The following is a 22,517-nucleotide window of genomic DNA, read 5'->3' on the forward strand; positions in this document are numbered from 1 at the left end:
GTAGCCATGACTACAGATGGCTTTAAATACAAACGGCCGTTTTCGCCGGATGATGAGACAGAGCAACAGCTGCAACACTGGCACACTCCGGACTTAACCAACGAAGGCCGCCGTGACACTGGCCGCAGCAATGCGATGAATATCACCTTGCCAAAAGCTCGTAAGGTTAAGGAAGAGTTGGAAGAAGATCTGGTTGTCAAACCGTTGACAGCAGATGATATTGAGCAAATTCGCCAGGCGGCCTACGACGAAGGGTTTGCCGAAGGTAAAGAAGAAGGTTTTGGCAAAGGTTATGGAGAAGGCCGGGCGCAGGGCGAGCAGGATGGGTTATTACAAGGGCAAGCCGAGGGTAAAAAACAAGGGCTAGCTCAGGGGGAGGAAGAATTAACCGCACGTTTGGCGCAGCTAACCGGCCTGATTGAACAAATGCAAAAGCCGCTGGCCAGTGTCGATCGCAAAGTAGAGCAACAGTTGCTAAAACTTTGCCTGGCCATGGCTCAGGCTGTTATTGCCGTTGAAGTACAAACCAACCCCAAAGTGATATTACAGGCGATAAGTGAAGCCACTTCAGTATTGCCGCTTGATGCAGCGCAAATACGCATTAAATTACATCCGGCCGATTTAACGATAGTAGAGCAATTTTACAGCAAAGAGCAGCTTGCAGAGCGCGGTTGGCAACTGCATGCTGAAGCTACAGTGGCACAAGGCGGCTGTCTGGTTGATACACCACGCTCAAGTGTCGACCGCTCTTTGGTGCAGCGCTTGCAAAGCAGCTTAGAGCATTTTATTCAGTTACAAGACAGTGCTGACAGTGCTGGCGATAATCCTGGCGGGCAGCTTGATACCAATATAGATACAGATTTAGATGCGGCGCCGGCAAAGCACGAGGCTGAAGATGGCCAGCAGTGAAGCACTAAGCCGTTTTTTGCAGATGCAACAGCAGTATGTGCATCCGTCCAAACCGGCGGTAGCCGGCCATTTGGTGCGTGTCGTCGGTCTAACGCTGGAGGCCACCGGCTGCAGCGCGGCAATAGGCCAGCCGTGCAGTGTTGAGACGGCCCGCGGCGATATAATGGCGGAAGTAGTAGGCTTTGCTAATGACCGTATCTTTCTTATGCCCAAAGATGATGTGTCAGGTGTGGTACCCGGCGCTAAAGTCACGCCTATGCTGAACTACAAAGGCGTACCGCTGAGTATGAACCTGTTAGGCAGAGTAATTGATGGTGTAGGTAGCCCGCTTGATGGCAAAGGGCCAATAGCGGCTCAGCAATATGCTGGCATTAAAGCTAAACCGATTAACCCGCTAAACCGCCGGCCGATAAAGCAACCACTGGATGTAGGTGTGCGGGCTATTAATAGCATACTTACAGTGGGTAAAGGCCAGCGTATGGGCTTATTTGCCGGCTCTGGCGTAGGTAAAAGCGTGTTGTTGGGTATGATGACACGCGGTACTTCAGCAGATGTGATTGTCGTTGGCCTGGTGGGCGAGCGTGGACGTGAGGTAAAAGAGTTTATTGACGAAATTCTTGGCGATGAGGGTAAACAACGTTCGGTTGTTATCGCAGCACCGGCAGATGTATCACCGCTAATGCGGCTTAAAGGCTGCGAGACTGCGGTGCAGGTGGCGGAGTATTTTCGTGATCAGGGGCTGGACGTACTGTTGCTGATTGACTCTATTACCCGCTACGCCCAGGCGCAGCGTGAAATTGCGTTAGCGGTTGGCGAGCCGCCGGCAACAAAGGGCTATCCGCCATCGGTGTTTGCCAAGTTACCTGCGTTGGTAGAGCGCGCCGGTAACGGCAGCGGTAATCAGGGCTCAATAACCGCTTTTTATACCGTATTGTCTGAGGGTGACGACTTACAGGACCCAATTGCGGATGCGTCACGGGCTATTTTAGACGGCCATATTGTTTTGTCACGCACCCTGGCGGATGCCGGGCATTTTCCCGCAGTAGATGTGGAAAAGTCCATCAGCCGGGTTATGCCTGCTGTTACCAGCCTTGAGCACCAGCAAATGGCGCGTAGTTTAAAGCAGCTATATGCCAGCTATCAGCAGAGCAAAGATCTTATCGCGATTGGTGCTTATGTCCGCGGTAGCGATCCGCAGCTGGATAAAGCCATTGCTATGATGCCGAGAATTAACGCCTTCCTGCAACAGGGCATGCATGATGTTGTAGCGTACGATGATAGCCTGCAAGGGCTGTATCAATTGATGCCGCAGGCAAAAGGAAACGGCTTATGATCAACCATCGTTTTGCCATGCTAATTAAAATTCAGCAACAGCGCGAAGAAAAACTGCAGGCACAATTTGTTGCTGCCCAACAGTTTTATCAGCAGGCTGAACAAAAATATCAGGGGCTGGCAAACTATCGCACAGAGTATATTCAGCAAAGCCAGCAACAAGGCGCGGCAGGTTTACAAAGCCGGCAGTACAGCCAGTTCGTCAACTTTATTGCCAAGCTGGACCAGGCAATTTTACAGCAAGGCAAGGCGGTACATCAGGCCAGAGCTGCGGCAGAGCAACGTAAGCAAAGCTGGCTGGCAATGCAAAAAAAACGTAAAGCACTGGAACTACTGGTGCAACGCGGTGAGCAAACCGAATTGCAGCGTCAGCTAAGAGAAGAGCAAAAAAATGCAGACGAATATGCCAGCCAGCTGTACGCGCGGGCCCGGGCTGAGCAGTGGTAGTGGCTAAACAACAAGATTGAGCTAAAGCATTAAAAATGGCCTAAAACTTGAATGCGTTATCGGCAGAAACGCAAAAAACAGCAATGGCGGCCGCAATATAGCTGGCCCAGGCGGGGTAACATATGACGCAAACGCTACCTATTTCAATGCTAATGCTAACTGCAGACAGCGCACTAAAACCAGACAGTAGCACGGCAAGTGGCTTTATAGCTGACAATCAGCTATCGCAAAGCGATGCCGACATGAAAGAGCAAGGCAGTGGTTTTAGCGCTTTGCTAAATGGCATGGTGCAACCTGCGCAAAGCGGCAAAGCCGGTTTTAACGCACGGCAGAACCCTGCCGCAGCAAGCGGTTTATCTGCTATCAGTGCAGCAATGTTAAAGGCTACAGCGCAAGAAGCGGATAGCACTGATGCTGACGACACGGCATTGGCCAACAGCTTATTGCTACAAATTGCATTGAAAAACCAAAACAGCGATGAGGCTGATACTGACAGTGACGTTAACGTCGCTGACAGCGATGTTATAGCTGTTGATGGCGAAGCAATAGCTGACGCAGCCATACAGGACGAAGGTGCCGGCGACAGCAACAGCCTGGTGGCACAACAGCAAGATGTATTAGCAACGCAGACTGCCAATAGCAAACTAGACACTTCAGCGGATAGCGAGAATACAGCTGAAACAACTGAGGCTGACGTTATAGACGGCGACGCTGTTAACAGCGAAAAAGCTAAACACGCAGGCAGCGACCCGGCTACAGTAGCAACACAACGTGGGGCTGTAACGTCTGATATTGCTGTATCTGGCACGTCATCAGGCGATAAAGAAACCACAGCGCAGGCGCAGGTGAAATTACAAAGCGGCGCAAAAGATCAGCCAACGGATGTCAAACTCACGGATAATGAAGTAATTTTGCAGCAGCAAAGCCAGATAGAGGATCAACCTAAACCTAACAGTGACCGCAACAGCATAGGTCAGAGCAATGCTGATACGGCACAAAGCCAGGCCGCAACGGCAAGTGCTAATATTACAAAGCCGGCTGATATTACAAAACCTGCTGATATTACAAAACCGGCTAATGTTGCTAAAGCAGGCCTAGCAAGTCAGGCGACACCGGCTTTAACTGCGGAACCTGTGGCCGCCGTAATAAACGGCCAGGTTAAGGTTACAGCAAACAGCAAAAAGGATGACAAGCAGCCATTAATCAGCGCTGAGCCTGAAAAAGCCAGCAGTAGCAAAACAGAAACTGCCAGCATGTTGAAAAACGCCGTAGCTGAGCAGGGCGCTCAGCAGCAACAGCAGCAAGGTCAGGCTCAGGCTGAACGGCAATTCTCAGCGATGGTCGCACACAATAACACAGCGAAAACGGCAACAGAGCCGGCGCGGGTAGAAAACAGTTTTGCTGCCAGCCTGCAGGCAGCAGACAGCCGACAACAAACTCAGACCAATAAAACGGTAGCCAAAACTGCAACGGAGCAGCTAAAGCAGGCGCTTAATCTGCAACAACATGATGCTGCAGGTCAGTTGCGTGAACGGGTTAACCTGATGGTACGGCAAAATATTCAGATCGCCGAAATCCGTCTCGATCCGGTCGGTTTAGGTCAGATGCAGATCAAAGTAGATATGCAACAAGAACAGGCCAACGTGCAGTTTATTGTGCAGCAGCCACAGGCTAAAGAGTTGCTTGAACAGCAGTTGCCACGCTTGCGAGAAATGTTGCAGCAGCAAGGCATAGTGTTGGGCGAGGGCAGTGTACAGCAGCAATCGCAACAAGAACGGCAGTTAGCTGAGCGGCAGCAGCAACAACAAAACGGACAAGGCCGGCAAGAAGGCTCAGCTGAAGGTAGCTCAGCCGATGATGGCATACAAACACAGCTAAAGGTTGCACCGACCGACCGGCTGGTTGATTATTATGCCTAGCAGTATGTTACTGCACCAATCAGTCAGAGCCAGATTTACTTTAGCATCAGGCTCTGAGCATAATAAGCACTGGCGCAATTAAGGGGGCAATGTATGGCTGCTGAAAAAGATTTGGTCATCGCCGAAGGTGGCGGTAAGAAAAAGTTAATAATTATTATAGCTGCTGTCTTATTGGTTGTAGTACTGGGGGTTGTTGGCTTTTTAATGTTTGCCGGTGACAGCAGTACACCTGCCGCTGCAGGGGCGGACCAGAATAACACTGGTTCAGGCCAGACAACAGGTGCTGCAGAAGTTAAAGGAACAGCACTCTATGTGCCATTACCAAAGCCGTTTGTTTTTAACGTACCCGGGGCATCCCGTGACCGGATGGTGCAGATTAAAGTGCAGTTGCTGGTAAGGGGCGATAACAATCAGACGCTGGCTATGCGACATATTCCGCTTATTGAAGGCGCTTTACTGGAGACATTTAGCTCGTCTAATGCCGATGAGTTAGTGACGGTAGCCGGACGGGATGCGCTTAAGAATAAAGCCTTGAGCGACTTGCAACAGGCAATGATAGAAGTAGTAGGTTCCGTGGTGGTGGACGAAGTGCTGTTCACCGGTTTTGTTATGCAATAAGAGTGAGCAGCCGTGACCGATTTACTGTCACAAGATGAAATTGATGCGCTGTTACATGGTGTTGATGACGTCGAAGAAGAAGAAATAGACGAGTCCGGCGAAGGTAGGGGCCGTTCCGCTATGGAATACGATTTCTCCTCGCAGGATCGTATTGTGCGCGGCCGTATGCCCACTCTGGAAATGGTAAACGAGCGTTTTGCCAGGCATATGCGCATTAGTTTGTTTAATATGATGCGCCGCACTGCTGAAGTGTCTATTAACGGCGTGCAGATGATAAAGTTTGGCGAGTATGTACATACGTTGTTTGTACCTACCAGCTTAAACATGGTGCGCTTCAGGCCGCTAAAAGGTACCGGCTTGATCACCATGGAAGCGCGATTAGTCTTTATTTTGGTTGATAACTTCTTCGGTGGTGATGGTCGCTACCATGCAAAAATTGAAGGCCGCGAATTTACGCCCACTGAGCGGCGTATTATTCAGATGCTGTTAAAACTGATTTTTGAAGATTATAAAGAAGCCTGGGCGCCAGTAATGGACGTGTCGTTTGAATATCTCGATTCAGAAGTTAACCCGGCAATGGCAAATATTGTCAGCCCGACTGAAGTTGTGGTCATTAGCTCGTTCCATATTGAACTGGATGGTGGTGGTGGCGATTTTCATGTTGCATTGCCTTACTCGATGTTAGAGCCAATTCGTGAACTACTCGATGCTGGTGTTCAAAGCGATAAAGAAGACACTGATCTGCGCTGGAGCAAAGCGTTACGCGACGAAATTATGGATGTAAAGGTCGATTTAACCACCAAAATGATGGATGTCGACCTGACGTTGCGCGAAATTATGGAGCTGCAAGCTGGCGATATTATTCCGATAGAAATGCCGGAACATATTACCGTGCTGATAGAAGATTTACCGTCTTACCGTGCCAAACTTGGTCGCTCGCGCGAGAGCGTGGCGTTGAAGATTATTGAAAAAATAAAACGGCCCGAGTCAGTGAAATCTGAAATGCACGTATTTACTAAGGGTGGGCGCCGGCTGGACAGCGACGCTGATATTTCTGAATTAGAAGCCGATCTGAATCTGTCAGATCGTGATAGAAGGTAATTGAAAATGGCTGATGATAAAGACACCATGGACGAATGGGCAGCCGCGATGGCGGAAGCTGAAGGTACAGGTGATGGCGCTGAAGCGGTAGAGCTCGAAGAGCTACGTGATGAAAAAGCCGACATTACCGTTGATGAAAAACGCAAACTTGACACCATTCTTGACATCCCGGTAACCATATCAATGGAAGTAGGGCGGGCGAAAATTAGCATTCGCAATCTGTTACAACTGAATCAGGGCTCTGTGGTAGAGCTGGAGCGGGTAGCAGGTGAGCCGTTGGACGTTTTAGTTAACGGCACCTTGATAGCGCATGGCGAAGTTGTTGTTGTGAATGATAAATTTGGTATCCGTCTAACTGACGTAATTAGTCAGATAGAACGGATTAAGAAGCTGCGTTAATGCGCTTTATTGCAATTATTTTGGGGTGCTTGGTATACCTGCCGGCCAGTGTTGTCGCACAGCAAGCTGACGCCCCTAAAACCGAAGCTGTACAGCAAGAGCCGGCAATTGAGGCTGAGCTGACAGTTGCCTTTCCTGCAACGGTGCCAACGCCTGTAACAGTGCCCTCGCGGTTACCTGCTGAGGAAAGTACTGCACAAGTGGCCGATACTGCGCCGGTAAAACCAAAAGTGCTGCAAAGCGCGCCGGAGCGCCCGGCAACGGGTGTTGGCCTGGGTAAAATGGCACTATCGCTACTGATTGTGGTAGCCATAGTGATTGCGTTGGGTTGGATATTCAAAAAATTGACACTGCGCTTACCAGGAAGCCGGTATATTAAAATTATTTCCACTATGCCTCTTGGGCCAAAAGAGCGGTTGTTAGTTATTGAAATGCAAGGAAAACAGCGGGTTTTAGGTGTCACAGCGCACAGCATAAATTTGTTGTTTGAGTTAGAAAATTCACTCCCTGAAGAAAAGTTGGCATCAGACTTTCATACACAGTTGCAATCTTTGCTAAAAAAATAGTGTGAGCTATGTTGCGATTGTTGTTCGTGGTGCTATTAGCCTGGCTAAGCCCCGATGTTTTTGCTGATAACGGTGCTTTGTCAGCGGTTACCGTTACTACCGGTGCAGATGGTAGCCAGCAGTATAGTGTAACGCTGCAAGTGCTGGCGCTGATGACGGCGTTAAGCTTTATCCCTGCAATGGTCATTATGATGACCTGCTTCACCCGCATTATAGTCGTGTTGGCTATTTTGCGGCAGGCTATTGGTTTGATGCAGTCGCCTTCCAATCAGATTTTAATTGGTATCACGCTGTTTCTGACCTTTTTCATTATGGCGCCGGTGTTTAAAAACATAAACGATACCGCCATTCAACCCTATCTGAATGAAGAGATTTCCCCGGTTCAGGCGTTGGATGCGGCTATAGTGCCGATCAAAGCCTTTATGTTGCACCAAACCCGCACTAAGGATCTGGATACATTTGCCCAGATTGCAGGGCTTGAATTAGCCGCCCAACCGCAGGACTATCCAATAACAGTAGTAATACCGGCTTTTATTACCAGTGAGCTGAAAACGGCGTTTCAGATAGGTTTTATGTTGTTTATCCCGTTTCTTATTATCGACTTGGTGGTTGCCAGTGTATTGATGGCAATGGGTATGATGATGCTATCACCTATGATTATTTCACTGCCGTTTAAACTGATGATGTTTGTTCTGGTTGACGGCTGGATTTTAGTGATGGGTACGCTGGCCACCAGCTACGGAGTTGGCACATGAGCCCGGAGATTTTTGTCGATGTGCTGCGCGATGCACTCTTTATTGTGATTTTGCTGGTTAGCGCGATGATTTTGCCATCGTTATTTGTTGGCTTAATTGTGGCGGTATTTCAAGCTGCTACATCCATTAACGAACAAACGTTGAGTTTTTTACCGCGCTTAATAGTTACGTTGCTGGCGCTGATGTTTGGCGGCCACTGGTTTACGCAGGTTATTATGGAATATACCCACGAGCTAATTCTAAGCATACCGGTTGTGGTGGGCTAAGCAGATGGAATTTCCGTTGTCGGTATTAATGCAGGCACTGGCAGATTACTTACTGCCAATGTGCCGTGTTACCGGGATGTTTTTGATTATGGCCGGTATTGGGGTCCGTAATGTGCCTACGCGGATAAAAACCGGTTTGGTGGTATTTATCAGCTTGATCATTATGCCAACACTACCGCCGGTAACAAACCCGGATCTAATGTCAGGCCAGATGGTACTGGAAGTGCTATTGCAACTGCTAATTGGCTTTGCGCTGGGTTTTATATCATTGATGTTTATCAACACCTTTGTGCTGGCAGGACAACTTTTAGCGACGCAAACCGGTTTAGGTTTTGCATCTATGGTTGACCCAGCTAGCGGGGTCAACGTGCCGGCTATCGGTCAGTTTTATCTGATTTTGGCCACCTTATTGTTTTGGATCTTAGATGGCCATCTAATCATGATCCAGATGCTGGTATTCAGCTTCAATGCTTTACCGATTAATAGCCAGTGGTGGGATGTTACCAGCTACTGGACAGTAGTCGAGTTCGGCGGCTGGATGTTTGCCACTTCACTGGCCATCGCGCTGGCTCCGATAGTGTCGATGCTGGTGGTAAACTTATCTTTTGGCATTATGACGCGTGCTGCACCACAACTGAATATTTTCTCGATTGGTTTTCCTATTACGATGTTGGCCGGCTTAATCATTTTGTGGTTAACGCTGGACACCTTTTTATTTCATTACGACAAACAGTGGCAGCACGCAATTGATTACAGCTGCCGGCTGATTGGTTGTTAAGCGGAGGGCTCTGCAATGGCAGATGATAGCGCCGAAAAGACCGAACAGCCCACGCCGAAGAAGCTGCAAGACGCAGCTAAAAAGGGCCAGATTGCCCGCTCTAAAGATTTAGGCACTGCTTTTGTATTGATTGGTAGCGCTACGGCATTGCTCATATTCGGTAAAATGTTGGCAATGGCTATGCTCGATATTAGCCAGCGCTTGCTCAGTTTAAATCACAAAGATATCTTTGAACCTAATTCGATGTTTACTGCCTGGGGCGAAGTAGGTGAGCACCTGGCTGCGCCAATGGCGGGTATTTTTGCCATTATTTTGTTTGCCGCCTTTTTAGGTAATATCTTGTTGGGTGGTTTTAACTTTAGCTGGGAAGCCGCCGGACCAAAATTAAGCAAAATGGACCCGCTAAAAGGCTTTAAGCGTATGTTTGGTGTGCAGGCTGCGGTTGAGTTGTTAAAAAGCATCCTTAAGGTAGTAGTCGTGGTGGGCATTGCGTACTTACTGCTTAAACTGTTTTTTGACGATATTATGGCGCTGTCTCTGATGAGCGAGCCGAACAACATTGAATCAACAATGTATTTTCTTGCCTGGTTGTTTTTAGGCCTGTGTTCCAGTGTATCAGTGATCGCGGTAGTGGATGCGCCTTACCAAACATGGAATCACATTCGGCAGTTAAAAATGAGCTTGCAAGAAATCAAAGACGAATATAAGAACAGTGAAGGTGATCCGCACATTAAAGCTCGCATTCGCCGCACTCAGATGCAAATGTCGATGAAGCGCATGATGCAGGAAGTGCCAAAAGCCGATGTGATAGTAACAAACCCGACACACTATGCTGTGGCATTAAAATATGACCAGGGCAAGTTCCGTGCGCCTTTAGTCGTGGCAAAAGGGGTTGATGAAGTAGCCCTGCATATTCGTAAAATTGCTGCAGAACATAAAATACCGATTATCGAGTCGCCAATGCTGGCGCGCTCGGTTTATCACACCACCGAGCTTGACCATCCTATCCCTGAGCAGTTGTTTGCTGCAGTTGCTCAGGTGCTAGCCTATGTTTATCAGTTAAACATGTATAAAAAAGGCAAAGGCAGCCGCCCTAAAGCTTTGGCAAAAGAGCTCCCCATCCCGGAAGATTACCGCCACTAAAACCTTTCAAGGGGTCAGAGCACTTGAAGCTACTGAAAAGTCTAAAGCTTCAAGTGCTCTGACCCCTTGAAAGCGTGTTGGAACGTTTTTTGCTGTGCAGCTATATAGCGCCAAATTACCGTCAGGGTTTTTATGCAGTTAGCCAGTTATTTTACAAAGTTTGACCGTTCAAAATTTGCTCATGTTAAAGGCTTGGGTACGCCGATACTTATTTTGGCTGCGCTGGCGATGGTGGTGTTGCCGCTGCCGCCGGTACTATTAGATATTCTGTTTTCTTTTAATATTGCTCTGGCTTTGGTGGTGTTACTGGTTACGATTTATACCCAGCGACCGCTGGATTTTGGAATTTTTCCGGCGGTATTGCTGGTAGCGACCATTATGCGTCTGGCGCTAAACGTTGCCAGTACCCGGGTGGTGTTGTTGGAAGGCCATAATGGTCCGGATGCCGCAGGTAAAGTTATCGAGGCCTTTGGCTCTGTCGTTATCGGTGGCAACTACGCTGTTGGTATAGTGGTGTTTTTAATCCTGATTATCATTAACTTTGTGGTTGTAACCAAAGGTGCTGGCCGTATTGCTGAAGTAACAGCCCGTTTTACGCTAGATGCAATGCCGGGTAAGCAAATGGCCATTGATGCCGATTTAAACTCAGGCCTTATTACACAAGAAGAAGCACGGATGCGGCGTGAAGAAGTAACCAGTGAAGCCGATTTTTACGGTTCAATGGACGGTGCCAGCAAGTTCGTAAAAGGCGATGCCATTGCCGGTATTGTTATTTTGGTTATTAACCTGGTGGGTGGCATTTTTATCGGCATGATGCAGCATGAGCTGAGTTTTGCCGATGCCATGGAAGTATATACCTTGCTTACCATCGGTGATGGTCTGGTCGCACAAATACCCGCGCTGTTGTTGTCAATTGGTACTGCTATTATTGTTACCCGGCAAAATAAATCGCAACATATGGGCGAACAAATGAGCGCTCAACTGGGCAATACCCGGGTGTTGTTTGTCGCTGCAGCCGTGTTGACGCTAATGGGTATCGTACCTGGCATGCCGCATTTTGCCTTTTTATCGCTGGCGGCTCTGGTGGGGGGCGCTGCATATCTACTGCATAAACGCGCAGAACAAACAGCAGCTGAGCTGGTAAATCGAAATACTAAAGACATTGCCCCAGTTGAGAACAATGCTGTTAAAGAAATTGGTTGGGACGACGTGCAAGGTGTTGACACTATTGGCCTTGAAGTGGGTTACCGGCTTATTCCGCTGGTTGATAAAACGCAGGGCGGAGAGTTGCTAAGCCGGATTAAAGGCGTGCGGAAAAAGTTGTCGCAAGAGCTGGGGTTTCTTATCCCCGCTGTACATATTCGCGACAATCTTGACCTGGAGCCTAACAGTTATCGTATGACGTTGATGGGGGTGACAACCGGCGAAGGAGAGCTGCGCCATGACAACGAGCTGGCAATCAATCCAGGGCAGGTCTTCGGTACGGTAAAAGGCCTTGCGACAAAAGATCCGGCTTTTGGCCTGGATGCGGTCTGGATTAACAAAGATCAGCGTGAGCATGCTCAGACGCTAGGTTATACGGTTGTCGATGCTGCTACGGTAGTTGCTACCCATTTAAGCCAGATTTTAACTAACCATGCCGCCAGCTTATTGGGGCATGAAGAAGTGCAGAACCTGCTGGATATGTTGGCGAAACACTCGCCAAAACTGGTTGAAGGTTTGGTGCCTGATACCTTACCTCTGACTGCGGTGGTAAAAGTATTGCAAAACCTGCTGAACGAAGGTGTACCAATTCGTGATATGCGTACGGTAGTGCAAACGTTGGTGGAATATGGTGCCAAGAGTCAGGATGTTGATGTACTGACGGCAGCGTGTCGTATTGCACTGCGCCGTTTGATTGTTCAGGAAGTTGGCGGTAGCCGGCAGGAGATCCCTGTAATTACTTTTGCCCCTGAGCTAGAGCAAATGCTGCACCAGTCGATGCAGGCGGCAGGCAATGACGGTGCCGGTATTGAACCAGGCTTGGCCGACCGCATTCAACAATCATTGCATCAAGCGCATCAAGAGCAAGAACTCAATGGCGACAGCGCTATTTTGTTAACGTCAGGCATATTACGCTCAGTTATGGCACGATTTGTGAAGTACACCATTCCAGGGCTGCGGGTTTTATCTTATCAGGAAATTCCGGATGATAAACAAATTCGTATTGTCAGCGTAATTGGTCAGGCAAGCTAGGAATTAAACTATGAAAATCAAACGCTTTGTTGCAAAAGATATGCGAACCGCACTGCAGGAAGTAAAGGAATTTCTCGGGCCTGACGCCATTATTTTGTCAAATAAGAAAGTTGCTGAGGGTGTTGAGATTGTAGCTGCTATTGACCAGGATGTAGTAACTGCCGACAAAGCAATACCAGTGGCTAAGCCGGCATTGCCGAGGTTTTCTGCCACAGTTGACGACGCTGATAGCGCAGAAGCGCCGGCTGACTCACTAAAAGCCTTGCTGGCAAGGCAGATGATTAAACAGCAGGTGGCTCATCCGCAAAAGCACGCTGCAGTGGCAACAAAAGCGCGGCAGCCACAGCCTGAAGTAAGAGCCGCACAGTTTGAACGTCAAACTTCTGGCGCGACATCCGCTGTCAGCAGCGCGCAATTAAATGAAATAACCAAGCAGCAAGAGCAACAGGCAAAGTTGTTACAGCAGCAAATGGATGCTATGCACAACGAAATGCTGTCTATGCGTCAGTTGTTACAGCATCAGGTGTCAGGTTTGATGTGGCAGGATTTAGCAAGGCGCGAACCGGTGCGGGCGTTGGTGATTGATAACCTGCGCCAGTTAGGGTTATCTGAACAAATGGCAGACCAGCTGGCGTGCTTTATGCCGGAAGATCTAAACAGCAGCGATGCCTGGCAGGCAGCGTTGGAGTTACTGGCTGGACAACTTAGTACTACCAACGATGATATACTGCGTCGCGGCGGCATTATCGCGCTGGTTGGGCCAACCGGCGTTGGCAAAACCACCACTGTGGCTAAGCTGGCGGCTGAGTTCGCCCGGCGCCATGGTGCTGATCAGGTGGCGCTAATTACCACCGACAGTTTTCGCATTGGTGCCTTTGAACAACTTGCCACTTTTGGCCGTATTATTGGCTGCCCGGTGAAGCAAGCAAAAGACAGTAATGAGTTGTCGGTGTTATTGACACAAATGCAGCAACGCAAATTAATCCTGATCGATACCGCGGGCATGAGCCAACGTGATGTACGTTTAGCAGAAAAACTTGCTACGCTGGTTCATAATAGTCGTGTCAAAATAAAAAGTTATCTGGTATTGTCTGCCACTGCACAGGCTAGAGTGATGCAGGAAAGCGTATCTCATTTTAAACGCATTCCGTTGTCAGGTTGTATTTTCACCAAACTTGACGAATGCTTAAGTTTGGGTGAGGTTATTAACGTGGCAGTGCAAAACGCATTGCCTCTTAGCTACTTGACTAACGGCCAGCGTGTACCTGAAGATATAGCTGTTGCCGATGCACAAAGCCTGGTGCAACACGCAGAACAATTACGAATCGCACAAAGTAGTACGGCTCATCAATGGTATCAATATGAAGAGAGCCGGGCGGACGGAACCTATGCATAGTCATGACAATACTGACGATCAAGCCAATGGCCTGAGAAAAATGAATAAGCAGATGGTAAAAGTAATATCAGTTACCGGTGGTAAAGGCGGCGTGGGTAAAACTAACGTTACGCTGAACTTTGCCATGGCGCTATCGCAGTTGGGCAAGCGTGTGTTAGTGCTTGACGCTGATCTGGGGTTGGCCAACTGCGACGTTATGTTAGGCCTTCGGGTCGAAAAAAACTTATCACATGTGTTGTCCGGCGAAGCTGAACTGGATGACATTATTATTGATGGACCTCTGGGCATTAAAATTATTCCCGCAACGTCCGGTTCACAAAACATGACAGAACTAACACCAGCAGAACATGCAGGCTTAATTCGTGCTTTCAGTGAATTGAAAACGCCGGTAGATGTTATGCTGGTTGATACAGCGGCGGGCATTTCAGATATGGTGTTAAGTTTTTCCCGCGCGTCACAGGATGTAATGGTGGTGGTGTGCGATGAGCCTTCCTCGATCACTGATGCGTATGCATTAATGAAAATTCTGAGCCGTGATCACGGTGTAGAAAAATTTAAGATTGTCGCCAACATGGTGCGAAGTTTGAAGGAAGGCCAAGAGCTGTTTAGTAAACTTACCCGGGTAACTGACCGTTTCTTAGATGTCAGTCTGGAGCTGGTAGCTACTATTCCTTATGATGAAAATGTACGTAAAGCGGCGCGAAAGCAAAAAGCTTTTGTTGATGCTTTTCCACGAACGGCTGCCAGCATGGCAATAAAGTCTTTGGCTTTAAAGGCTGTAAAGTGGCCGCTGCCTGCGACAGCTTCAGGCCATCTGGAGTTTTTCCTGGAACAGTTAGTGCAGCCGCAAAGCGATAGAGGTATTGCGTGAATAGCCGGATTGCAGCTTATGGCGGTGTCGACCATATGCAGCAAATGGTCGAACGGCATGCGCCTTTAGTCAAACGCATTGCTTATCATTTACTAGCACGTTTGCCTGCCAGTGTACAGGCAGATGATCTGATTCAATCGGGGATGATAGGTCTGATTGAAGCAGCGAAAAATTTTGACGGTAGCAAAGGAGCCAGTTTTGAAACCTTTGCCGGTATCCGTATTCGGGGAGCTATGCTCGACGAAATGCGTCGTGGCGATTGGACGCCGCGTTCAGTGCATCGTAATGCCAGATTGATAGCTGAGACAATAGCAGAACTCGAAGGTGTGCTGGGGCGGGATGTAAAAGATACAGAAGTTGCTGAAAAACTTGATATCTCTCTGGATGAATACCATCATATGTTAAGTGATATCAGCAGTGGTCGTATTATTGGCATTGAAGATCTTGGTATTTCGCAGGATGTACTGGTAACTTCTGATGACACCGATGCCGATCACTTATATGAAAGTCAGGCAAATGAGGCGTTTCAGCAGGCTCTTGTCAGAACTATCAGTAATTTACCGGAGCGTGAAGCATTAGTGCTTTCGCTGTATTATAATGACGAACTGAATTTGAAAGAGATAGGGGCCGTGCTGAATGTCAGCGAATCCCGCATCAGTCAGATTCATAGTCAGGCCTTGGTCAGATTGAAAGCCAGAATGCAGGATTGGTTGTAACCTATTCTGAGATAAAAAGTTATATCTCGTCGGAGGGGATTTTGGATAAAAACATGAAAATTCTTGTGGTTGATGATTTTTCAACTATGAGACGGATAATAAAAAATCTGTTACGTGATCTTGGCTTTACTAATGTATCTGAAGCAGATGACGGCAGTACAGCTTTACCTATGCTGCAGAATGGTGACTTCGATTTCGTCGTTACTGACTGGAACATGCCCGGGATGCAAGGCATCGACTTACTGCGTGCTATACGCGCTGATGCCAAGCTTAAACACATTCCCGTACTTATGGTAACGGCAGAAGCGAAAAAAGAACAAATTATTGCTGCGGCTCAGGCCGGTGTTAATGGCTATATTGTTAAACCTTTTACCGCAGCCACTCTGCAAGAGAAGTTAGCTAAAGTATTTGAACGGATCGGCTAACCGTAACTGACAAAGGAGCGTTGCTATGTCTGCAATTACGGCGCCGTTGATTTCACTGGAGCAAGCCCGGGAACTGGTGCAGTTGCTGGAGATGGAGCAACACGATGCGGCCAACGAACTGGTGCAGCAGCTTGCTGTGCCGGGCTCTTCTGAACTATTTGCTGAAGTGGGCAAACTGACTCGTCAGTTGCACGATTCATTAAAAAACTTCCAGATTGACCCATCACTGAGCAACTTGCTGGAAGAAGATATCCCTGATGCAAAAAAGCGGCTAAATCATGTCATTGATATGACAGAGCAAGCGGCCAATCGCACCATGGATGCTGTTGAATCCTGCTTACCTATTGCTGACCAACTAACTCAGGGTTTGAACGGTATAGCGCCACAATGGCAAAAACTGATGCAGCGCCAGTTGCAACTTAGCGAATTCAAAACGTTGTGCCACAACCTTGATGGTTTTTTAAACCAGGCCGGTGCAGACACTGCTACGCTTAACTCATTACTAACCGACGTGTTAATGGCGCAGGATTATCAGGATCTAACTGGCCAGATCCTTCGCCGTGTCATTGAGCTGGTGCGTGAAGTAGAAGAAAGCCTGATTGGTCTGCTCACCGCCTTTGGTCAGTCAAGTATGATGATGGCGATGGAAGCGAAGCCTGCTAAACCAGCCAAAAACAAGCCCAAAGCACATGAAGCTGAAGGCCCGATTATTGATGCAGCTGAGCGAGACGATGTGGTTAGTGGTCAGGATGACGTTGATGACTTATTGTCCAGTTTAGGTTTTTAACAGAGGTGTCTTTGCATGAGCTTTGATATGGATGAGGATATACTGCAGGACTTCCTGGTTGAAGCCGGTGAAATTCTTGAATTACTGCAGGAACAGCTGGTAGAGCTGGAGAATAATCCGGACGATGCAAATTTGCTTAATGCGATTTTCCGTGGTTTTCATACTATCAAAGGTGGTGCCGGCTTTCTGTCGCTGGGTGAACTGGTCGATGCTTGCCATGGTGCTGAAAACGTGTTCGATATCCTGCGCACAGGTAAGCGTCGCGTTACACCCGAGCTGATGGATGTCATCTTGCAGTCGCTTGACAGCATTAATGCCATGTTTGTTGAAGTACAAAACCGCCAACCCCTAACACCAGCAGCGACTGAACTATTAGACGCTCTGCATCATTACAGTGAACCTGATACTGGTCAAGCGCCGCCTTCTGTTGCTAAGCCTGAACCTGTTGTAGCACCGGTCGCTGCTGCACCTGCACCTGCACCTGTTTCTGCACCAGGCACTGGTGGTATAGATGAAATAACAGATGATGAATTCGATAACCTAATGGATGAGCTACACGGCAAAAAGGGTGGCCCAACTGCTACGGTTGCCCCTGCTGCTGCGGTTGCAGCCAACGGCGGTAATGACGATATTACCGACGATGAGTTCGAAGCAATTTTAGATCAGTTGCATGGTAAAGGCTCATTTGTTCCGGAAACATCCGTTAGTACAGCCGAGCCCTCGCCGCCAGCTAAGCCGACAACGCCTGCCAGCGCCAAGGCAGCTGATGAAATAGATGATGCTGAATTTGAAGCCTTGTTAGATCAGCTGCATGGCAAAGGTAAAGCGCCGGTAGATATTGCCAAACCAGCTACAGTTGCACCAGCCGCTGCGCCAGCGCCAAAAGCTGCGCCTGCAGCACCGGTAGAAACTAAAGCTGTAGCAGCGCCAGTAGCGCCAGTAGCAGTGGCCGCAGATAAAGCCGCAGCTACACAGCAAGCAGCTCAGGCTGAAACAACAGTCCGGGTTGATACTAAGCGGCTTGACCAGATCATGAATATGGTTGGCGAGCTGGTGTTGGTGCGCAACCGTCTGGTCAGCTTGTCAGGTACAGTTCAAAGCGAAGAAATGAGTAAAGCCATCTCTAACCTGGATGTTGTTACAGCTGATATTCAGGGCGCGGTAATGAAAACGCGAATGCAGCCGATTAAAAAGGTGTTTGGCCGCTTCCCGCGCGTAGTAAGGGATCTGGCGCGTTCGCTGCAAAAAGACATTGAGTTGGTGCTTGAAGGCGAAGAGACAGATCTAGATAAAAATTTAGTTGAAGCTCTGGCCGATCCTTTAGTGCACTTAGTACGAAACTCTGTTGACCACGGCATTGAGATGCCTGAAATCAGGCAAAAAGCTGGTAAAAAACGTACCGGTACTGTCAAGCTCGCCGCGGCGCAGGCAGGTGACCATATTTTGCTGACTATCCATGATGATGGCGCTGGTATGGATCCGGAAAAGTTAAAAGGTATCGCTATCAAACGTGGCATTCTAGATACCGATGCAGCAGCCCGAATGTCAGATACTGAAGCATTTAACCTGATTTTTGCCCCGGGTTTCTCTACAAAAGAACAGATTTCGGATATCTCCGGCCGCGGTGTTGGCATGGATGTGGTAAAAACTAAGATCACTCAGCTGAACGGTACTGTGCATATTCACTCGAAAATGGGTGAGGGCACCTTGCTTGAAATAAAGGTGCCGCTGACATTAGCCATTCTGCCGACGTTGATGGTGGTGGTTGGTCAGCAAACCTTTGCATTGCCATTGGCTGGGGTTAGTGAAATATTCCATTTGGATTTAGACAAAACTAATGTTGTAGACGGTCAGCTTACGGTGATTGTACGTGAAAAAGCTATACCGCTGTTTTTCCTGGAGCATTGGCTGGTTAAAGGCTCTGATAAACAGCGTCGCCGTGGCCAGGGTCATGTGGTTATCGTGCAAATTGGTACCCAGCAGGTTGGTTTTGTGGTTGACTCGCTGATAGGCCAGGAAGAGGTGGTAATAAAACCTCTGGATGCGCTATTGCAAGGCACACCAGGTATGGCTGGTGCAACGATTACCTCAGATGGTGGTATTGCATTGATCCTTGATGTACCAAACTTACTGAAACACTACGCGAAGAAATCAAAAATTAAATTTGATCGCTTCAACAAAATAAACGCCTAAAGAGAGAATTATATGGCGATTAAGGTGTTAGTGGTTGACGACTCGAGTTTTTTTCGCCGCCGCCTGACAGAGATCCTGACTAAAGATGGCGATATTGAGTTAGTCGATACTGCAGTGAATGGCCAGGAAGCTGTCGATAAGGCATTAGCATTAAAGCCAGACGTGATTACTATGGATGTTGAGATGCCCGTGCTTGATGGTATCTCTGCCGTACGGCAAATTATGCAGCAACAGCGTATTCCTATTTTAATGTTTTCGTCGTTGACGCATGAAGGCGCTAAGGCAACGTTAGATGCTCTTGAAGCAGGAGCTGTCGATTTTTTGCCAAAAAAATTTGAAGATATCGCCCGCGATAAAGACGAAGCAGGGCAAATGCTGCGTGACAGGGTCCGGGCCGTAGCGCGAAAGCGACAGCTTGGTCGGCCAACATTTAGTAGCGGGCTTAGCAGCAGACCTGACACAGTTGCAGCTAGACTTGCAGAGCGCCCGGCGTTAACCCGCAGCAACTTTGAGCGTCCAAAATTAAGCGAGCGTGTTGCAGCACCTGGTGCTCGTTTTCAGCCTAGTGGTAAAAATTATAAATTGGTGGCTATTGGCACCTCTACCGGAGGGCCGGTTGCACTGCAGCGAATTATTACTGCCTTGCCAGCAGACTTCCCACTGCCCATTGTTTTGATCCAGCACATGCCGGCAGCCTTTACCGGCGCCTTTGCTCAACGTCTGAACTCATTGGCTAAAGTTGAGGTACGTGAAGCGCAGGACAACGATGTGTTGCGTCCCGGCGTGGCTTATCTGGCCCCTGGTGGTAAGCAAATGTTAATTGAAGGCAGCGAACGTGAAGCCAGGCTGCGCATCAAAGAAGACGACTCTGCACGTATTACCTTTAAACCCAGTGTTGATATTACGTTTGCTACTGCAGCCAAAGTTTATGCCGATAAAGTATTAGCAATAGTGTTAACCGGTATGGGAGCTGATGGTCGTGAAGGTGCGCGGTTGTTAAAGCAGCATGGGGCGCGAATCTGGGCGCAGGACGAAGCAAGCTGTGTGGTATATGGTATGCCTCAGGCCATTGCAGCCGCGGGTTTAATGGATGTAGAGGTTAGCCTCAACGAAGTGGCAACTAAGTTAATCGCGGAAGTGGCGCATGGATAAACTTGCCATCAGTGGCTTTCTGCTGGCAGTTTTTGCTGTCGCCGGTGGCTTTATGATGGAAGGTGGCACTCTGTCGACGCTGCTGCATTTCCCGGCTTTTTTAATTGTTACCGGCGGTACTATTGGCGCCGTGATGCTGCAAACACCGCTTAATCAGTTTGTACTTGGGATGAAAATGTTGCCCTGGGTAGTTCGGCCAGCACAATTACCGTTACAACATACGGTAGAGCGAATTGTGCACTGGGGTACAGCTGCACGTACTACCGGCTTTTTAGCGTTGGAGAACGATGCCCTTGCAGAACCAGATGCTTTTTTACATCGTGGACTTAATTTACTCGTCGATGGTGTAGAGCCTAAGGTATTGCAAGACACACTGGATGCGGAACTAACGCTGGAGCGGGAACGGCTGCTGCGTGGCGCGCGTATTTTTGAAGCGATGGGTGGCTATAGTCCAACTATAGGCATCGTCGGTGCTGTACTGGGGCTTATTCAGGCAATGGCCAATATTTCAGAACCTGAATTGCTTGGCTTGGGTATTGCCACGGCTTTTGTTGCGACAATTTATGGTGTTGGCTTTGCCAATTTGCTGTTTATTCCCATTGGCAATAAATTACAAAGTCTGGTGCATCAACGTACTCTGTATCATGAGTTAATTGTTGAGGGGCTGGTATCAATAGCCCATGGTGAAAACCCGCGCAATATTGAACGTAAGCTGGCAGCTTACCATTCGGGATAGCTAATGTACCGGCATAAGCAGCGGCATAAGCATGTAGAACACGAGCAGCTGGATCGCTGGTTAGTATCCTATGCAGATTACATGACATTAATGTTTGCTTTATTTGTTGTGTTATATGCCATGGCGATGATTAAAGAAGAACAATATAGTGTGCTTGCTAACAGTCTTACCCGTATTTTTGATAAACCTGCTCAGCCGGGTACTGGAGTCAGCGGCCAGTCTGTGTTGACTGAAGCTGCAGTGCAAAGTGAGTTTGATTTACACGGCAGCTCGTTGCAGCCTGCCAGAGGTCCTGAATTAGTCGCAGACGCCCGACAGTTGTCTGACATCGCCGCTAAAAAACTAGGCAGTCCTTTGCAGTCAATAGAACAGGAGCTTACTAAAGCACTGGCAAATTTGTTGCAACAAGGTGTCGCTAAGTTACAACAGGATGAAAACTGGCTAACCATCGAACTCAACAGCGGTTTATTGTTTGCCAGTGGCAGCGCTACTACAACGCCATCAGCTGCAGTATTATTAGCTGAAATCAGCCGTGTTATTGCACCTGTGAGTAATTTTATCCGGGTGCGTGGCTATACTGATAACATACCAATTAATAACGAGCTGTTCGCATCCAACTGGGAGTTGTCCGTAAGCCGGGCTACGTCGGTACTACGATTGCTGGAGCGTCTTAATGTAGCACCTCAGCGTCTGGCAATTGAAGGATATGGCCAATACTATCCTTTCGTAACAAATGATACAGCCAGAGGCCGTGCAGAGAATCGTAAAGTCGTGATCGCAATTTCCCGCTATGGCTATCAGGCAGAATTAACCGGGCAGCGAGCGCCCAGTGCAGAAGATTTGGAACAGACAGAGGCGTTGCAACAACAGTTAGAGCAGGTCTCGCAGCAAGATGGTACTATCAGAGTGATAGCCTTACCCGGTGGTGGCATACGTATTACCACCCGTGAAGACAACCCGGATGCAGAAACACCGCAACAACAGGAACGCTAAGTGGTTATTTGGACAGTGGCAAATCAAAAAGGTGGGGTAGGTAAAACCACCACTACAGTGACGCTGGGAGGATTGTTAACGCAGCGGGGCTACAAAGTCTTGCTGGTTGATACGGATCCGCATGCATCACTGACATACTATTTTGGTATTGACGCTGAAGAGCTTGAAGTCAGTGTGTATGATATCTTTATCCGTGGTAAAGACATAAGCAGCGAAGAAATCCTGCAATCTTTATGTCCAAGTGGTATGAGAAACCTGGACATTTTGCCCTCTTCCATGGCATTGGCAACCCTTGACCGCTCCCTTGGCACTAAGGGGGGCATGGGGTTGATGCTGAAAAAAGCTCTGCAAAAAATAAGCAGAGAGTATGACTATGTGTTGATCGATTGCCCACCTGTTATGGGCGTCTTGATGGTAAATGCTATTGCTGCCTGCGATCGTATTCTTATTCCGGTGCAAACAGAGTTTTTAGCATTAAAAGGTCTGGAACGGATGATAGCAACGATGGCACTGATGCGTACATCCCAGCAAAAAGACTACGCTTTTACTATTATCCCAACTATGTATGACAAACGTACCAAGGCTTCACTGGAGGCCTACAAAGAGCTAAAAGCAAAATATCAGGACAAAGTCTGGTCTGCAGTGATCCCGATTGATACCAAGTTTCGTGATGCCAGCCTGGCACAAACGCCACCGAGCGAATTTGCCTCGGCCTCGCGTGGGGTGTTTGCTTACAACACTCTGCTTACTTATTTATTGCAGCTGGCACCGGAGTAATTT

At 48.3% G+C, this 22,517-nt stretch carries 23 protein-coding genes; all 23 read left to right on the plus strand.

The features are described from left to right. Positions 1 to 6: 6 nt before the first annotated feature. On the plus strand, positions 7 to 909 hold the full coding sequence (fliH, locus tag ACYVIC_RS12810; RefSeq protein WP_460860518.1) for a flagellar assembly protein FliH: 903 nt from the start codon (positions 7 to 9) through the stop codon (positions 907 to 909). Then, positions 896 to 2,242 (plus strand): flagellar protein export ATPase FliI, encoded by a 1,347-nt coding sequence (fliI, locus tag ACYVIC_RS12815; RefSeq protein ID WP_460860519.1) that lies wholly within the window; start codon positions 896 to 898, stop codon positions 2,240 to 2,242. Before fliH ends, fliI begins: the two co-directional genes overlap by 14 nt. Beyond that, positions 2,239 to 2,688 (plus strand): flagellar export protein FliJ, encoded by a 450-nt coding sequence (gene fliJ / locus ACYVIC_RS12820; protein WP_460860521.1) that lies wholly within the window; start codon positions 2,239 to 2,241, stop codon positions 2,686 to 2,688. Before fliI ends, fliJ begins: the two co-directional genes overlap by 4 nt. Before the next feature lie 122 nt (positions 2,689 to 2,810). After that, positions 2,811 to 4,607, plus strand: a complete 1,797-nt coding sequence (locus tag ACYVIC_RS12825; protein WP_460860522.1) for a flagellar hook-length control protein FliK — start codon at positions 2,811 to 2,813, stop codon at positions 4,605 to 4,607. A gap of 93 nt (positions 4,608 to 4,700) precedes the next feature. Continuing rightward, on the plus strand, positions 4,701 to 5,225 hold the full coding sequence (gene fliL, locus ACYVIC_RS12830; protein ID WP_460860524.1) for a flagellar basal body-associated protein FliL: 525 nt from the start codon (positions 4,701 to 4,703) through the stop codon (positions 5,223 to 5,225). Positions 5,226 to 5,237: 12 nt separating this feature from the next. Beyond that, positions 5,238 to 6,326, plus strand: a complete 1,089-nt coding sequence (gene fliM / locus ACYVIC_RS12835) for a flagellar motor switch protein FliM (protein WP_460860525.1) — start codon at positions 5,238 to 5,240, stop codon at positions 6,324 to 6,326. A gap of 6 nt (positions 6,327 to 6,332) precedes the next feature. Further along, positions 6,333 to 6,725 carry a flagellar motor switch protein FliN gene (gene fliN / locus ACYVIC_RS12840; protein ID WP_460860527.1) on the plus strand — a complete coding sequence of 131 codons (393 nt, stop codon included), beginning with the start codon at positions 6,333 to 6,335 and terminating at the stop codon, positions 6,723 to 6,725. Beyond that, the gene (gene fliO / locus ACYVIC_RS12845; RefSeq protein WP_460860528.1) at positions 6,725 to 7,291 is read left to right on the plus strand and encodes a flagellar biosynthetic protein FliO; all 567 of its coding nucleotides are present in this window, start codon (positions 6,725 to 6,727) and stop codon (positions 7,289 to 7,291) included. Before fliN ends, fliO begins: the two co-directional genes overlap by 1 nt. 8 nt (positions 7,292 to 7,299) lie before the next feature. Continuing rightward, positions 7,300 to 8,046: a flagellar type III secretion system pore protein FliP gene (gene fliP, locus ACYVIC_RS12850; protein WP_460860530.1), complete on the plus strand. Its 747-nt coding sequence runs from the start codon at positions 7,300 to 7,302 to the stop codon at positions 8,044 to 8,046. Further along, positions 8,043 to 8,312, plus strand: a complete 270-nt coding sequence (gene fliQ, locus ACYVIC_RS12855) for a flagellar biosynthesis protein FliQ (RefSeq protein ID WP_460860531.1) — start codon at positions 8,043 to 8,045, stop codon at positions 8,310 to 8,312. The genes fliP and fliQ overlap by 4 nt, the downstream gene beginning before the upstream one ends. Positions 8,313 to 8,316: 4 nt before the next feature. Then, positions 8,317 to 9,090: a flagellar biosynthetic protein FliR gene (fliR, locus tag ACYVIC_RS12860; RefSeq protein WP_460860532.1), complete on the plus strand. Its 774-nt coding sequence runs from the start codon at positions 8,317 to 8,319 to the stop codon at positions 9,088 to 9,090. 15 nt (positions 9,091 to 9,105) lie between these two features. Next, positions 9,106 to 10,233, plus strand: coding sequence for a flagellar biosynthesis protein FlhB (gene flhB, locus ACYVIC_RS12865; protein ID WP_460860534.1), 1,128 nt, complete (start codon positions 9,106 to 9,108; stop codon positions 10,231 to 10,233). A 132-nt stretch (positions 10,234 to 10,365) separates the two neighbouring features. Beyond that, on the plus strand, positions 10,366 to 12,468 hold the full coding sequence (gene flhA, locus ACYVIC_RS12870; protein ID WP_460860535.1) for a flagellar biosynthesis protein FlhA: 2,103 nt from the start codon (positions 10,366 to 10,368) through the stop codon (positions 12,466 to 12,468). 10 nt (positions 12,469 to 12,478) lie between these two features. Continuing rightward, the gene (flhF, locus tag ACYVIC_RS12875) at positions 12,479 to 13,864 is read left to right on the plus strand and encodes a flagellar biosynthesis protein FlhF (RefSeq protein ID WP_460860536.1); all 1,386 of its coding nucleotides are present in this window, start codon (positions 12,479 to 12,481) and stop codon (positions 13,862 to 13,864) included. Next, positions 13,857 to 14,735, plus strand: coding sequence for a MinD/ParA family protein (locus ACYVIC_RS12880; protein ID WP_460860537.1), 879 nt, complete (start codon positions 13,857 to 13,859; stop codon positions 14,733 to 14,735). Before flhF ends, ACYVIC_RS12880 begins: the two co-directional genes overlap by 8 nt. Continuing rightward, positions 14,732 to 15,451 (plus strand): RNA polymerase sigma factor FliA, encoded by a 720-nt coding sequence (locus ACYVIC_RS12885; protein ID WP_460860539.1) that lies wholly within the window; start codon positions 14,732 to 14,734, stop codon positions 15,449 to 15,451. The genes ACYVIC_RS12880 and ACYVIC_RS12885 overlap by 4 nt, the downstream gene beginning before the upstream one ends. Positions 15,452 to 15,504: 53 nt before the next feature. Continuing rightward, positions 15,505 to 15,876 carry a chemotaxis response regulator CheY gene (gene cheY / locus ACYVIC_RS12890; RefSeq protein WP_206109480.1) on the plus strand — a complete coding sequence of 124 codons (372 nt, stop codon included), beginning with the start codon at positions 15,505 to 15,507 and terminating at the stop codon, positions 15,874 to 15,876. Between the two features lie 25 nt (positions 15,877 to 15,901). Further along, positions 15,902 to 16,663: a protein phosphatase CheZ gene (locus ACYVIC_RS12895; RefSeq protein WP_460860540.1), complete on the plus strand. Its 762-nt coding sequence runs from the start codon at positions 15,902 to 15,904 to the stop codon at positions 16,661 to 16,663. A 15-nt stretch (positions 16,664 to 16,678) separates the two neighbouring features. Further along, complete coding sequence (locus ACYVIC_RS12900; RefSeq protein WP_460860542.1) at positions 16,679 to 18,856, plus strand: chemotaxis protein CheA; 2,178 nt, start codon at positions 16,679 to 16,681, stop codon at positions 18,854 to 18,856. 12 nt (positions 18,857 to 18,868) lie between these two features. Further along, on the plus strand, positions 18,869 to 20,008 hold the full coding sequence (locus tag ACYVIC_RS12905; RefSeq protein ID WP_460860544.1) for a protein-glutamate methylesterase/protein-glutamine glutaminase: 1,140 nt from the start codon (positions 18,869 to 18,871) through the stop codon (positions 20,006 to 20,008). Further along, entirely contained in the window at positions 20,001 to 20,744 is a 744-nt protein-coding gene (locus ACYVIC_RS12910) for a flagellar motor protein (RefSeq protein WP_460860546.1), read from the plus strand. Before ACYVIC_RS12905 ends, ACYVIC_RS12910 begins: the two co-directional genes overlap by 8 nt. A gap of 3 nt (positions 20,745 to 20,747) precedes the next feature. After that, on the plus strand, positions 20,748 to 21,737 hold the full coding sequence (locus ACYVIC_RS12915) for a flagellar motor protein MotB (protein WP_460860547.1): 990 nt from the start codon (positions 20,748 to 20,750) through the stop codon (positions 21,735 to 21,737). Continuing rightward, positions 21,738 to 22,514, plus strand: a complete 777-nt coding sequence (locus tag ACYVIC_RS12920) for a ParA family protein (protein ID WP_460860549.1) — start codon at positions 21,738 to 21,740, stop codon at positions 22,512 to 22,514. Positions 22,515 to 22,517: the final 3 nt, after the last annotated feature.

This window comes from Rheinheimera gaetbuli, assembly GCF_054781935.1.

Bases quoted from the DNA above. Each gene is read 5' to 3' on its own strand.
- flhF (WP_460860536.1), top strand. From the start codon at position 12,479: ATGAAAATCAAACGCTTTGTTGCAAAAGATATGCGAACCGCACTGCAG.
- fliI (WP_460860519.1), top strand. From the start codon at position 896: ATGGCCAGCAGTGAAGCACTAAGCCGTTTTTTGCAGATGCAACAGCAG.
- cheY (WP_206109480.1), top strand. From the start codon at position 15,505: ATGAAAATTCTTGTGGTTGATGATTTTTCAACTATGAGACGGATAATA.
- fliR (WP_460860532.1), top strand. From the start codon at position 8,317: ATGGAATTTCCGTTGTCGGTATTAATGCAGGCACTGGCAGATTACTTA.
- ACYVIC_RS12910 (WP_460860546.1), top strand. From the start codon at position 20,001: ATGGATAAACTTGCCATCAGTGGCTTTCTGCTGGCAGTTTTTGCTGTC.
- ACYVIC_RS12900 (WP_460860542.1), top strand. From the start codon at position 16,679: ATGAGCTTTGATATGGATGAGGATATACTGCAGGACTTCCTGGTTGAA.
- fliJ (WP_460860521.1), top strand. From the start codon at position 2,239: ATGATCAACCATCGTTTTGCCATGCTAATTAAAATTCAGCAACAGCGC.
- fliP (WP_460860530.1), top strand. From the start codon at position 7,300: ATGTTGCGATTGTTGTTCGTGGTGCTATTAGCCTGGCTAAGCCCCGAT.
- fliN (WP_460860527.1), top strand. From the start codon at position 6,333: ATGGCTGATGATAAAGACACCATGGACGAATGGGCAGCCGCGATGGCG.
- ACYVIC_RS12895 (WP_460860540.1), top strand. From the start codon at position 15,902: ATGTCTGCAATTACGGCGCCGTTGATTTCACTGGAGCAAGCCCGGGAA.
- ACYVIC_RS12905 (WP_460860544.1), top strand. From the start codon at position 18,869: ATGGCGATTAAGGTGTTAGTGGTTGACGACTCGAGTTTTTTTCGCCGC.
- ACYVIC_RS12825 (WP_460860522.1), top strand. From the start codon at position 2,811: ATGACGCAAACGCTACCTATTTCAATGCTAATGCTAACTGCAGACAGC.
- flhA (WP_460860535.1), top strand. From the start codon at position 10,366: ATGCAGTTAGCCAGTTATTTTACAAAGTTTGACCGTTCAAAATTTGCT.
- fliH (WP_460860518.1), top strand. From the start codon at position 7: ATGACTACAGATGGCTTTAAATACAAACGGCCGTTTTCGCCGGATGAT.
- flhB (WP_460860534.1), top strand. From the start codon at position 9,106: ATGGCAGATGATAGCGCCGAAAAGACCGAACAGCCCACGCCGAAGAAG.
- ACYVIC_RS12880 (WP_460860537.1), top strand. From the start codon at position 13,857: ATGCATAGTCATGACAATACTGACGATCAAGCCAATGGCCTGAGAAAA.
- ACYVIC_RS12915 (WP_460860547.1), top strand. From the start codon at position 20,748: ATGTACCGGCATAAGCAGCGGCATAAGCATGTAGAACACGAGCAGCTG.
- fliO (WP_460860528.1), top strand. From the start codon at position 6,725: ATGCGCTTTATTGCAATTATTTTGGGGTGCTTGGTATACCTGCCGGCC.
- fliL (WP_460860524.1), top strand. From the start codon at position 4,701: ATGGCTGCTGAAAAAGATTTGGTCATCGCCGAAGGTGGCGGTAAGAAA.
- fliQ (WP_460860531.1), top strand. From the start codon at position 8,043: ATGAGCCCGGAGATTTTTGTCGATGTGCTGCGCGATGCACTCTTTATT.